Annotated in this window: 7 protein-coding genes; 3 read left to right on the plus strand and 4 right to left on the minus strand. The window is 68.1% G+C overall.

Features of this window, described 5'->3' with window-relative positions:
* Window positions 1-36: 36 nt before the first annotated feature.
* The gene (locus QRO93_RS13405; protein WP_006464040.1) at window positions 37-1,419 is read right to left on the minus strand and encodes an L-serine ammonia-lyase; all 1,383 of its coding nucleotides are present in this window, start codon (window positions 1,417-1,419) and stop codon (window positions 37-39) included.
* A 99-nt stretch (window positions 1,420-1,518) separates the two neighbouring features.
* Between QRO93_RS13405 and QRO93_RS13410 the strand changes: the two genes are divergently transcribed.
* A complete protein-coding gene (locus tag QRO93_RS13410) occupies window positions 1,519-1,791 on the plus strand; it encodes a glutaredoxin family protein (RefSeq protein WP_053451366.1) in 273 nt (90 codons plus the stop codon).
* A gap of 33 nt (window positions 1,792-1,824) precedes the next feature.
* Here QRO93_RS13410 and QRO93_RS13415 read toward each other — a convergent pair whose 3' ends face one another.
* The 3 genes from QRO93_RS13415 to QRO93_RS13425 are packed head-to-tail and all read right to left on the minus strand — an operon-like array spanning window position 1,825 to window position 3,616.
* Window positions 1,825-2,397: a YceI family protein gene (locus QRO93_RS13415; RefSeq protein WP_008268387.1), complete on the minus strand. Its 573-nt coding sequence runs from the start codon at window positions 2,395-2,397 to the stop codon at window positions 1,825-1,827.
* Window positions 2,398-2,400: 3 nt separating this feature from the next.
* Window positions 2,401-2,973, minus strand: a complete 573-nt coding sequence (locus QRO93_RS13420; protein ID WP_005410672.1) for a cytochrome b — start codon at window positions 2,971-2,973, stop codon at window positions 2,401-2,403.
* A 10-nt stretch (window positions 2,974-2,983) separates the two neighbouring features.
* A complete protein-coding gene (locus QRO93_RS13425; protein ID WP_180879283.1) occupies window positions 2,984-3,616 on the minus strand; it encodes a YceI family protein in 633 nt (210 codons plus the stop codon).
* Between the two features lie 165 nt (window positions 3,617-3,781).
* Here QRO93_RS13425 and QRO93_RS13430 point away from each other — a divergent pair, with 165 nt between their 5' ends.
* Both QRO93_RS13430 and QRO93_RS13435 read left to right on the plus strand, forming a co-directional pair.
* Complete coding sequence (locus QRO93_RS13430; protein WP_285304256.1) at window positions 3,782-7,327, plus strand: ATP-binding protein; 3,546 nt, start codon at window positions 3,782-3,784, stop codon at window positions 7,325-7,327.
* Between the two features lie 95 nt (window positions 7,328-7,422).
* Complete coding sequence (locus QRO93_RS13435) at window positions 7,423-10,950, plus strand: hybrid sensor histidine kinase/response regulator (RefSeq protein WP_285304257.1); 3,528 nt, start codon at window positions 7,423-7,425, stop codon at window positions 10,948-10,950.
* Window positions 10,951-11,107 lie beyond the last annotated feature (157 nt).

Consider the following 11,107-nt stretch of genomic DNA (forward strand, 5'->3'; position numbering starts at 1 on the left):
GTCATGCGAAGCCGAGCATGGGCTCGGCTCTACACCTCAACACTCGATGACGTTCACCGCCAGGCCGCCGCGGCTGGTTTCCTTGTACTTGTCCTGCATGTCGCGGCCGGTATCGCGCATGGTCTTGATGACCTTGTCCAGCGATACCTTGTGCTTGCCGTCGCCACGCATGGCCATGCGCGAGGCGTTGATCGCCTTCACCGCGCCCATCGCGTTGCGCTCGATGCACGGAATCTGCACCAGGCCGCCGATCGGATCGCAGGTCAGGCCCAGGTTGTGTTCCATGCCGATTTCCGCGGCGTTCTCGATCTGGCTCGGGTTGCCACCCAGCGCTGCGACCAGGCCGCCGGCCGCCATCGAGCAGGCCACGCCCACTTCGCCCTGGCAGCCCACTTCGGCACCGGAAATCGAGGCGTTCTCCTTGTACAGGATGCCGATCGCCGCCGAGGTCAGCAGGAAGTCGAACACGCGCTGCTCGTTCGCGCCGGGGCAGAAGCGGTCGAAGTAGTGCAGCACCGCAGGCAGCACGCCAGCGGCACCGTTGGTCGGCGCGGTCACCACGCGGCCACCGGCGGCGTTTTCCTCATTCACTGCCAGCGCGTACAGATTGACCCAGTCCAGCGTGGTCAGCGGGTCGCGCATTGCTGCTTCCGGCTTCGACGACAGTTCGCGGTACAGCGCCGGTGCGCGACGGCCCACCTTCAGGCCACCCGGCAGCACGCCTTCCTCACGGATGCCGCGGGTCACGCACGACTGCATCGCGCTCCAGATCTCGCGCAGCTGGGCGCGGATCTCGTCCTCGCTGCGCCAGCACTTCTCGTTCTCGAACATCAGCTGGGCGATGCTCAGGCCGCTGCGCGCGGTCTGCGCCAGCAGCTCGTCGCCGCTCTTGAACGGGTAGGGCAGCGGCGTCTCGTCGGGCACGATGCGGTCATCGGCCGCGTCGTCCTGGTTGACCACGAAGCCGCCACCAACGGAGTAGTAATCGCGGGTGGCGATCACTTCGTCGTCGGCGTTGTACGCGGTGAAGCGCATGCCGTTGGTATGGTACGGCAGCTTCTGGCGCTTGTTCATGCCGAGGTCGCGCTTCTCGTCGAAGGCGATCTCGTGCTGGCCCATCAGCTGGATGCGCTTGCTGCTGCGGATGCGCTCCAGGGTGGCCGGGATGATGTCCGGGTCGATCAGGTTCGGCCGCTGGCCTTCCAGGCCGAGCAGGATCGCCTTGTCGGTGCCGTGGCCGCGGCCGGTCAGCGCCAGCGAGCCATAGACATCCGCGCGGATGCGCGCGACCTCGTGCAGGCGGCCCGGATCGAGCAGCCAGCGATGGATGAATCGCTCGGCGGCCTTCATCGGCCCGACGGTGTGCGAGGAACTCGGACCAATGCCGATCTTGAAAACGTCGAACGTGCTGACAGCCATGGATGCCAAACTGCGGGTACCGGACAAGCCGCTATTCTACCGGCTTGCCGGGCCATGCGATGGCTGCGGCGCAGCATTTCCGCCACGGGAGCCGAACCGGTGTTGACCCTGATCCAGCGTGACGATTGCCACCTGTGCGACCTGGCCCTGGCCGAACTGGCCAAGGCGCGGGCACCGGAGTTCGAATCGGTGTTCCTGGACGACCAGCCTGCGCTGGAGACGCGCTATGGCGCGCGGGTACCGGTGCTGCGCGACGAGGCGGGGCAGCGCGAACTGGACTGGCCGTTCGATGCGGCCACCGTGCAGGCCTGGCTGGCCGAATGCGATCAGGTAGTGCCGGCCGCTGGCCGGCAACCACCCGATATCCGTTAATGCCGGGCAGCGCCCGGCACTACCGGGATCGTCTTATTTCGCGTTGAACTTCACGATCGTGCTGATCGCGGTTTCGTCGGGGATGGTCTTGGTGTCGGCCCAGTCACCGCCGCCCACGCCGAAGTCCAGGCGCTTCACGGTGGCCTTGCCGGTCAGCACCGGCTGGGTGCCCGGCTTCCAGGTGAAGGTGAGGGTGACCGGCTTGCTGACGCCGCGCAGTTCCAGGGTGCCATCGGCGGCGAACTGGTCGTTGCCCACCGCGCGGAAGCCCTTGGCGGTATAGCGTGCGGTGGCGAACTTGCCGACGTTGAAGAAGTCGGCGGTCTGCAGGGTCGAGTCGCGGTCGCTGTTGCCGCTCTTGGCACCGGCCAGCGGGATCACCACGTCCAGCGAGCCGGCGGCCGGGTTGGCCGGGTCGAAGCTGAGCTTGGTGGCGAAGCCCGGGAAGCTGCCGGTGAACACTTCACCGTCGTACTTGGTGGCAAACACCAGGATCGAACCGGCACCGGGGGCCTGCGCGTAGTCGGCGGCGAGCACCGGGGCAGTGGCCAGCATGCCGGCCAGGGCGGCGGCCACGGCGGCCGGGGTGGTCAGTTTCAGGGTCATCGGTCAGTCCTTCTGAGGGGAGGCGAGCCAGCCGCGCGGCAACATGCGGGACAACGTTGCATCGCGCTGGAACAGGTGGTGGTAGAAAGCAGCGCCGGCATGGGCCAGCACCACCGCGATCAACAGCCAGAAGCCGTATTCGTGGATGGCATGGGACACCGCGACAACCTGAGGGTCGGGGCCGCTCAGCTTGGGTACGTCAACCAGCCCGAACCAGCGGAACGGGCGCAGGCCACTGGCCGAGTCGTACAGCCAGCCCGACAGCGGAATGGCGAACATCAGCACATACAACAGCACGTGGGTTGCACTGGCGATGCGCTCCTGCCAGCTGGGCACACCCGGCACCGGCTTGGGCGCTCCGGCATACAGGCGCCAGCCGAGGCGGAACAGCACCAGCGCCAGCACGGTGATGCCGATCGACTTGTGCGCGGTGTAGACCCAGAAATACTTCGGGGTCTTGGGCAATTCACCCATGGTCAGGCCGACCACGCCCAGGGCGAGGATCAGCAGTGCAATCAACCAATGCAGGATCTGGCTGACACTCCCCCAGGCGGCGGGGGTGTTCTTGGCGGTCATGAAAGGTCCTCTAGCGGGCCGTCTTGGGGTCGGAGTGCGGGACGGGAGCGGGAGTTCCCGGGGCGTCGCTGCGGTCGAGAGTGGCCTCAGCCTCGATCCTCAGCTGTACGGCATCACCGATGACGCCCGGCCAGGCGGTGATGCCGAACGCGCGCCGGCTCAGCGTGGTGCTGGCGGAAAAACCGGCGGTGCGTCGAAATGGGGGAAGGGGATAGCGCTTGATGGCATTGAGCGTCACCTCCAGCGTGATCTCCTGGCTGACCCCGCGCAGGGTGAGGGTGCCGATCACGTGGGCACGCTTGGCATCGATCGGTTCCACGCGGCTGGAGACGAATCGCGCGTTCGGGAATCGTTCGCCGTCGAGCAGGCTGCGGGCCAGCGTGGCCTGGTTCCACTTGGCATCGCCAAGGTCCAATCGCGACACGGGTACCTCGACGTCCAGCGTGGCTTCGCGCCAGTTGTCGGGATCGAACTGAAGGCGGCCTTCACTGCCCGAGACCGTGCCCATGGCCTGCGAGTAACCCGCGTGGTCGATGCTGAACAACACCCGCGTATGCACCGGATCGAGGCGGTAGGTGTCTGCATCCGCCCAGGCGGGGGCGGTGGCGAGCAGCATCGGCAGCAGGGCCAGGCAGGAACGCATCGATGGCGGGCTCCGGAAGGGGGACGTTGCGATCATACGCACAGGCCCCTGCCAACGATGCGTGCATGGCTGCAACAGTTCGTGGTGCCACTGCCCGTGGAAACAGGCTGTTGCAGTCATGAACGCGGGCCTGTGTGACAATCGGGGCAGGACAGGGGGTTCAGGATGACGAGCAGCTGGCGCCTGTGGTGGCGAGGCATCGCGGGATTGGGGCTGTTGCTGATGGCGTTCGCCGCAGCGGCTGCGCCCCTGGAAATGGCGGAAACACCACGCCTGCGCCGTTTCGGCGCGGCCGAAGGCATGCCCTCGCGCATGGTGTTGGCGCTGGCCGAGGATCGCCAGGGCCACGTCTGGGCCGCCACCGATGGCGGCCTGGTGCGTTACGACGGTGCCAGCCTGCGGGTCTGGGAGCATGATCCGGAACAGCCGGGCTCGCTGCCGGGCAATGAGATCGAGACGCTGCTGGTCGATCCGCTGGACCGCGTATGGGTAGGCATCAACGGCAAGGGGCTGGCCCGCCTGGATGCCGACCGTGAGCGCTTCAGGACCTTCGATGCGGTCAATGGCCCATGCCTGGGCCAGTTCTGGACGCTGGCCTATGCCGAGGACGCCTTGTGGATCGGCGCCAGCAGCCAAGGGATCTGCCGGTTCGGAGAGGACGGCAGCCTGCGCTTCTTCAAGCATGATCCTGCGCGCGCGGACGGCCTGCCCAGCAACACCATCTACAGCAGCCTGGTCGATGCGCGCGGTCGCCTGTGGATCGGCACCGAGGCCGGCGTGGCACGCTGGAACGGCCATGGGTTCGAGCCGGTGGCGGCGCGGGAGCTGGGCACGTTGAGCGTGCTGCGGATGAGCCGCGATGCGGATGGCTCGATCTGGATCGGCAGCCAGAACGACGGCCTCTATCGCATCGATGCGCAGGACCGGGTCAGCCGCCCGCGGTGGACCGACAGCGCCCGCCTGCGTTCGGCACTGGTACTGGCCGACCGCCAGGGCGGCTACTGGGCGGGTACGTCCGACGGTCTGCTGCGCGGAGATGCCAGTGCGTTGTGGCGGCTCGACGGCGACCGCGGCAGTGGTTTCCTTACCGCCCAGAGCGGTGTGCTCGATCTGCTGCAGGACCACGAGGGCGGAGTGTGGGTGGCGCTGCTGACCCAGGGGCTGGCTTACCTGCCGCCGGACTGGCGCCGTTTTTCGATCTGGAACCAGCTCGATGGCAAGCCGTTGGACAGCCAGTACCTGCTGAGCGCGGCCAGCGACGGCCAGGCGTATTACGTGGGCTCGGCGCACGGCGTGTACCAGCTGGATGCGCACGGCACGCTGCGCCTGCTGGCCAGCGACCGCCAGATTGGCAGTGGCGCGGTGTGGTCGGTGCTGCCGCGGCCGGACGGGCGCCTGTGGCTGGGCCGAGCCGGCCGCATCAGCGTGTACGACCCGGCCAGCCGCGCGCTGCAGGACTGGCGGATCGACGGTGGCGCCGACCTGCGCCAGCGTATCGATCTGATGCGGCAGGCCCCCGATGGCACGGTCTGGCTGTCGGTGATGAACCTGGGCCTGCAGCAGCGCAGCGCCGATGGCCGGGTGCTGCGCAGCTATCCGCTGGATGATTTCCGCAAGGCGGCCGATTCACCGATCGAACAGATCCGCTTCGATGCCCATGGCAAGGCGTGGATCATGGGTGAAATGGGCATCTGGCGCGAGCAGGCGGGGCGCTTCGAGGCGGTGCCGGGTGTTTCCAGCGGGCTGATCTTCGACCTGGTGTGGGTCGACCCGCAGCAGCTGTGGCTGGCCCGGCAAGGCGCGCTCGAATGCTACCAGTGGGATGGCATGAGCCTGCGCCTGATCCAGCGCGTTGATGGAAGTGCCGGCGTGCCGCCGGTGAGCATGGGCGGACTGGCATTGGCCGACGACGGCCGGGTGTGGGCGACCACGCCGCGCGGCCTGTTGCGCTGGGATCCCAAGGCGCGGCGACTGCAACTGTTCAATGAACGCGATGGCCTGTCCGATGCCGAATTCACCAGCCGGCCTCCGGCAGTGAACGCCGATGGCCGCGTCCTCGCCGTGGCCCAGACCGGCCTGGTCGCGTTCGATGTGAATGCCGTTGACGTCGCGTTGCCCGCGTCGTCGCTGGTGATTGCCGAGGTGCGCGTGCGCCGCGATGACGCGCGCGGCTGGCAGCCCCTGCCGGACACCGGCACCCTGTTGCTGGGGCCGGATGATCGTGACCTGCAGATCGACGCACGCCTGCTGTCGTATGCCAATCCGCAGGGCAACCGCTACCGCTTCCGGGTGCGCGGCTATGACCAGGACTGGGTGGAGCAGGGCGGGGATGGCCAGCGTACGCTGTCCCGGCTGCCCACCGGCAGCTACGTCATCGAAGTGCAGGCGGCCACCGCCAACGGTGCATGGACGCCTTCGCAGCAGTTGAAGGTGAAGGTGCTGCCGCCGTGGTGGCGCAGTGGCATGGCGATCTTCGGCTACATCCTGATCGGTTCACTGCTGCTGCTCACCCTGGCCTGGTCGATCAGGGGGCGCCTGCGCCGTCGCCAGCAGTGGCAGTTGACCGTGCACAAGCAGGAACTGGCCGAGCAGGCTTCGCAGGCCAAGAGCCGCTTCCTGGCCACGCTGGGCCATGAGGTACGCACGCCGATGACCGGTGTGCTGGGGATGAGCGAGCTGCTGCTGGCCACGACGCTGGACCCGGTGCAGCGCAGCTATGCCGGCTCGATCCAGCAGGCCGGGAGCCACCTGTTGCGACTGGTCAACGATGCGCTGGACCTCGCCCGCATCGAGGCCGGCCGGCTGGAGCTGGACCTGCGTCCGTTCGATCTGGCCGGCCTGCTCGACCAGGTGCAGGTGCTGATGCAGCCGATGGCCAAGCAGCGCAGGCTGGATTTCCAGCGTGGCAACGATCCGCAGGGTCCGATCAGCGTCAGTGGTGACGAGATGCGGGTGCGCCAGATCCTGCTCAACCTGCTGGGCAACGCGATCAAGTTCACCGAGCGCGGCCATGTCGGCCTGGCCGTGCGCCTGGAGGACAACGGCGGGGGCGTCTGTTTCGAGGTGTACGACAGCGGGCCGGGCATCAACGCCGAGCAGCAGGAGCGCCTGTTCCACCGTTTCGAGCAGGCCGATGGCCCACGCACGGCCTCGCGCTATGGCGGCAGCGGGCTGGGCCTTGCGATCTGCCAGGAGCTGGCGGTGGCGATGGGCGGGCGCATCGACGTGGAAAGCTCGCCCGGCAAGGGCGCGCGCTTCCGGGTGCGGTTGCCGCTGCCCTGGACGCGGCAGGCGGCCGCTGCCGCAGGTGACGTTCCGTCGCTGCCGGTACTGCCGCCGCTGCGCATCCTGCTGGTGGAGGACGATGCCACCGTGGCCGAAGTCATCGCCGGCCTGCTGCGCAGCCGGGGGCATGACGTCGTGCACGTGCTGCACGGCCTGGGGGCCTTGTCCGAGATCGCCACCGACGGCTTCGATGTTGGCCTGCTGGACCTCGATCTGCCGGCATTGGACGGCACCGCGATCGCCCGCCAGCTGCGCGCGCTGGGCTATGAGCTGCCGCTGGTGGCGGTGACCGCGCGTTCCGACGCCTATGCCGAGTCGCAGGTTCTCGCCGCGGGATTCGATGGTTTCCTGCGCAAGCCGGTCACCGGCGACATGCTGGTGGCGGCGATCGTGCAGGCTCGTGCCAAGCGACAGGACATGGCCTGAAAGCGCCGGAGCCAAGCGTGAATGACGCGACTTTCGGTTTACCATGCCGACGCCCGCAGCGCGGGAATCATCAGGGCAGCGTGAGGAGGCAATCGGTGGCGTATCTGCGGGCGGCGATGCTGCTGCTGATCCTCCTGTGTGGCCTGTCACCCGCTGCCGCGCAGCCTGTGCCCCCGAGTCCGCGCCAGGTGACGGTGTTCGACGGCCTGCCGTCCAATACCGTCAACCGCATGGCCGAAGACCGCTACGGCTACCTGTGGATCGCCACCAACGACGGCCTGGCCCGCTACGACGGGCGCAACTACCGGATCTGGCGTTCGGAGGACGGATTGCGCGACAACCGGATCTGGACGGTGCTGGTCGATGCGCGCAACCAGCTCTGGATCGGGACCGAGAATGCCGGCCTGGTGCGGATGTCCGCCGACCGCCGCCAGCTGCACTTCTACGACCGCAGCAGCCAGCCGCTGATGGGGACCAACACGGTCTGGAGCCTGGCGGCCACGCCGGACGGTTCGGTCTGGTTCGGTACCCACGAGGGAGGGTTGTACCGGCTGGACAACCAGGATCGGCTGCAGCGCTTCCTGCCGGAGGCCAACAATCCGCGCAGCCTGCCGGCCGCATCGGTTCCGTATCTGGCAACCCTGGCCGACGGCAGCCTGTGGATTGGTACCAAGCATGGCGTAGCGCGCTGGACCGGGACCGACTTCGAACGTGTCGGCAGCGACGTCATCCCCAGCCTGCTGATCAATGGCCTGACCGCCGAGCCCGACGGCAGCCTGTGGATCAGCACGATGGCCGGTGCCACCGTGCGCCGCCCCGACGGTCGCTTCGAGACTCCGCCGTGGAAGCTTCCGCAAGGGGAGCAGGTGTTGGGCATGATGCTGCGCGATGAACAGGGCGGCTACTGGCTGGACACCCGAACCGGCCTCGGCCGTGCGGTCGATGGCCAGTATCAGGGCGTGCCGTTGTACAGCGCGGTGGCGCGTGGCCCGGTACGACCGAACTGGACCGGTGCCTACGAAGATCGTGAGGGTGGAATCTGGCTGGCCAGTACCAATGCCGGGCTGTGGCACCTGCTGCCCCGCTGGTGGCAGTTCTCGGTGCTGTCACGCTTGGAGGACGACCCCAGCTCGCTGCGCAACGCCTTTGTCCTGGGCACCAGCCCCTCCAGCAATGGCGGCATCTGGACGGTGGGTGGCCATGGTGCGCTGGACCGCTTCGACCCGAAGACCGGCAAGGTCGAACAGCACCGCACCTGGGTCAATGGCATGCACTGGCTGACCTCGGTGCGCGAGGATCGCCGCGGCCAGGTCTGGATCGGTTCGAACGATGCACTGCTGCGCTATGACCCGAAGCTGCGCGATCTGCGGCGCTGGGGGCGTGACGCCGGTGCCGATGCGACCATGGAGGGGGTCATCGAATCGATGATGACCTGTGATGGCGACAGCCTGTGGCTGATGCTGCCGTCCGGCCTGCAGCAGCGCGACCTGGACGGGCGCCTGCGCCGCCAGCTGGACAATGGCCAGCGCGGCCTGCAGCAGGGGCAGCTCAACCTGGATGTCGAGTGCGGGCCGCAGGACCACATCTGGCTGGCCAGCAGCCGCGGCCTGCTGCAGTGGTTGCCGGAAAGCGAGCGCTTCCAGCCGGTACCGGGCGCCCCTGCGACCGCGATCCATGCGCTGCACGTAGGCCGCGATGGCCAGGTGTGGTTGTCCGAGGATGGCCGGCTGTCGCGCTATCGCTGGGGCCAGGGGCGGCTGGAACGGCAGGCGGTGGTCGGCGCCGAGCAGGGCTATCCAGCGATCTCCGCGTCGGGGTTGGTGGTCGACGCGCAGGGCGTGGCGTGGGCCACCAGTGCGCGCGGCCTGGTGCGGATTGGCGCCGACGGCCAGAGCGTGCGCCTGTATGGGGTGCACGATGGCCTGCCCAGCCAGGAATTCCGCGAGCACACCCTGGTGATGTCAGGCGACGGCCACCTGGTGGCGGGAACGCCAGCCGGCGTGGTGGTGTTCGATCCCGAACTGGTGCGGCCATCGGTGCGGCGCGCGCCCCTGGTGATCGAACGGGTCGAGGTGCGCCGCAACGAGCAGGTGCTCGACCTGACCCATGACACGCCGCTGCAGATCGTCGATGGTGATCGCGACCTGCGCATCGTCGCACGGCTGCTGTCGTTCGCCGATTCGGCCTCCAATACCTATCGCTACCGCCTGGCCGGCTACGATCCGGATTGGGTCGAAGTCGGGCCGGCCGGTGAGCGCCTGTTCTCGCGCCTGCCCCCGGGCAGTTATCGGCTGGAAGTGCAGGCACGCTCGGCCGACCATGTCTGGTCGCGGGTGCAGAGCCTGGAGTTCCGCGTGCAGCCGCCGTGGTGGCGCAGCCTGTCTGGCTTGCTGGTGCTGGCGTCCATCGCGTTGCTGCTGACCAGCTGGTTCGCCTGGTTGTACCGGCGTCGCCTGCAGCGTCGTCACGCCTACCAGCTGGCGTTGCACAAGCAGGAACTGGCCGAGCAGGCCTCGGCGGCCAAGACCCGTTTCCTGGCCAACCTCGGCCACGAGATCCGCACGCCGATGACCGGCGTGCTGGGCATGAGTGAACTGCTGCTGGCCTCGCCGCTGGACCCGCAGCAGCGGGGCTACACGCAATCGATCCGGCATGCCGGCGAACATCTGCTGCACCTGGTCAACGACGCGCTGGATCTGGCGCGTATCGAGTCCGGGCGACTGGAGCTGCAGCACAAACCCTTCGCGCTGAGCTGCCTGCTGCAGGATCTGGCCGCGCTGATGGGGCCGCTGGCTGCGCAGAAGGGGCTGCGCTTCACCCTCGACAACCAGCTGCCGCCCGGCCTGCAGGCCACCGGCGATGCGATGCGGGTGCGGCAGATCCTGCTCAACCTGCTCTCGAACGCGGTCAAGTTCACCAGCCGTGGCACCATCACGCTGCACGCGCGCAGCGATGGTGAGCTGCGCGCGCTGCATTTCGAGGTGCGCGACACCGGCCCGGGCATCAGCCAGGAACAGCAGCAGCGCCTGTTCCGGCGCTTCGAGCAGGCCGACGGTGCACGTACCGCCGCACAGTACGGTGGTAGCGGCCTGGGCCTGGCGATCTGCCGTGAACTGGCGCAGGCGATGCAGGGGCGCATCCAGGTGGAAAGCCAGCTGGGCCGCGGCACCTGCTTCGGCGTTACCCTGCCGTTGCCGCTGGTGGTCGATGCCAGTGCCGAAGCCGAGGGCGGAACGCATCGCGAGGAGGCTGCGAACATGCCACCGCTGCGGGTGCTCCTGGTCGAGGACGACGCGACCGTGGCCGACGTGGTGCGCGGCCTGCTGAGCGCACGAGGCCACGAAGTGGTACATGCCGGGCATGCGCTGGCGGCGCTGCGCGAGATCAGTGCCGGCGATTTCGACGTCGGCCTGCTCGATCTGGACCTGCCGGGCCTGAGTGGATTCGAGCTGGCCCAGCACCTGCGCAACCAGGGCTACATGCTGCCGCTGCTGGCGGTGACCGCGCGTACCGATCCGGACCTGCAGCAACAGGTGGAAGCGGCAGGTATTGGTGGCTTCCTGCGCAAGCCGGTCACCGGCGAACTGCTGGTGGAAGCGATCGCCCGGGTGATGGGCAGGTAGGGATTCGGCAGGGCCCGCGGCCCTGCACCCGCTACCCGCCGGAGCAACGGCAACAGCCGAAGCAAAGGCGGGTTTCCTGTGGGATGGCGGGGTGGGTCCGGTTGCGGGAGACGCCGTAAACCCGTCCATGGGGGCTTGGCCGCGGCATCCATGCCGC

Origin of the sequence: Stenotrophomonas maltophilia group sp. Smal17 (assembly GCF_030237045.1) — a bacterium.
GTDB lineage: Bacteria > Pseudomonadota > Gammaproteobacteria > Xanthomonadales > Xanthomonadaceae > Stenotrophomonas > Stenotrophomonas forensis.